Raw genomic sequence first — 1524 nt, forward strand, 5'->3', positions numbered from 1 at the left:
TCGTCGGCGCCACGCCGGAACGGCTCGCGCGTGTCGCGGCCGGCGACGTGCGCACACATGCGCTGGCCGGAACGATCCGGCGCGGCGCCACGCCCGACGACGATCGCGCACTCGGCGCAGCCTTGATGGATTCCGCGAAGGAACGGTTCGAACACGCGCTCGTCGTCGACGCGATCCGCGCGGCGCTCACGCCGCTGTCACGCGCGCTCGACGTGCCCGTGCAACCGTCGCTGCACCGGCTGCCGAGGCTGCAGCACCTGAGCACCCCGATCCGCGCGACGCTGAAGGCGGATGCGACGCTGTTGCAGATCGTCGCGGCGCTGCACCCGACGCCGGCGGTGGCCGGCCATCCGCGCGCCGAAGCGCTCGATCACATCCGTGCGCATGAAGGCTTCGATCGCGGCTGGTATGCGGCGCCCATCGGCTGGATCGACGCGCACGGCAACGGCGATTTCATCGTCGCGCTGCGCTCCGCGCTGGTCGACGGTGGCGCCTGCCGGTTGTTCGCCGGCTGCGGCATCGTCGCCGATTCCGAGCCGGTCAACGAATATCAGGAGACCGAACTCAAGTTGTCGGGCATGCAGGCAGCGATCCGCGTGCGCGACGGCGCTACGCACGTGCGCACAGGCGAGCCTGCGTCGTCTGCGGCCGGCTGACCCTGCCGGGAAACTAACGTGCGCGCGGCCGCAGCGCCGCGCTCACGCACCATGCCAACGACTGGTTGCAAGAAACGGGTCGGTTACCAGCTATATCCGTATCCCGCACCGTAAGTCTTGTTGTTCCCCGACACGCCGATTCCCAGCTTGAGGATGCCGTTGGTCGTGATGTGCGCGCTTGCGCCAAACGCCATGCCCGACTCTCCGGCAAACCTGGCGACGCCGACGGCGACGTTGATCGTCTTGCCGGGTTCTACCTGCGGCATCATGGTCAGCGCAGTCGCCGCGGCGATACCCTGGCGCGCCATCTGGTCGGTCTGCTGCAGTTGCGAGCCCAGCGAGTTGATCTGCGCCTGCTGGCCCGACAGTGCCGTCGACATCGTCGACTGCACCGCCGTCAACTGGTTCAAGTTGACCGCATCGGTCCCTTGCGTCCCAGGCGCGACATTCACAATCTGGCGCTGCTGCGTGTTGTTGCCGACCGACACCACGTTCTGGCGGCCGCCGTCCGTCGAATTCGCGCCGATCGCCACCGAGTTCGAACCCGCGGTGACGGTCGGGACGTCGGTGCCCTTGCCGTTCATGTCGGCCGCGATACCGTTGCTGTTGGCGGCGCGCGTCTGGTTGTTGTTGATCGTCGTCGACAGCGAGTTCAACGTGTTGTTGATGTTCGTCACGCCAGTCGACAGCGAGGCCACGTTGCTGTTCGTCGTGCTCAGGCCGGTGGACAGCGAGCCGATACCGGTCGAGGTCGACGTCGACAGCGAGTTGACGTTGCTGTTCGTCGAGCTCAGGCCCGTCGACAGCGAGTTGATCGCGGTCGAGGTCGACGTGGACAGCGAGGCCACGTTGCTGTTCGTCGCGCTCA

General features: G+C 67.1%; 2 protein-coding genes. One reads left to right on the forward strand and one right to left on the reverse strand.

Features of this window, described 5'->3' with window-relative positions; translation table 11 throughout:
- Positions 1-656, forward strand: a 656-nt coding sequence (locus G3N99_RS40375) for an isochorismate synthase (protein ID WP_206125209.1), incomplete at its 5' end; no start/stop codon positions are given.
- A gap of 83 nt (positions 657-739) precedes the next feature.
- Here the strand turns inward: G3N99_RS40375 and G3N99_RS40380 are convergent.
- Positions 740-1524, reverse strand: a 785-nt coding sequence (locus tag G3N99_RS40380) for a YadA-like family protein (protein ID WP_206125210.1), incomplete at its 5' end; no start/stop codon positions are given.

The sequence above is a fragment of the Burkholderia sp. Ac-20392 genome, from assembly GCF_017104585.1.
GTDB lineage: Bacteria > Pseudomonadota > Gammaproteobacteria > Burkholderiales > Burkholderiaceae > Burkholderia > Burkholderia lata.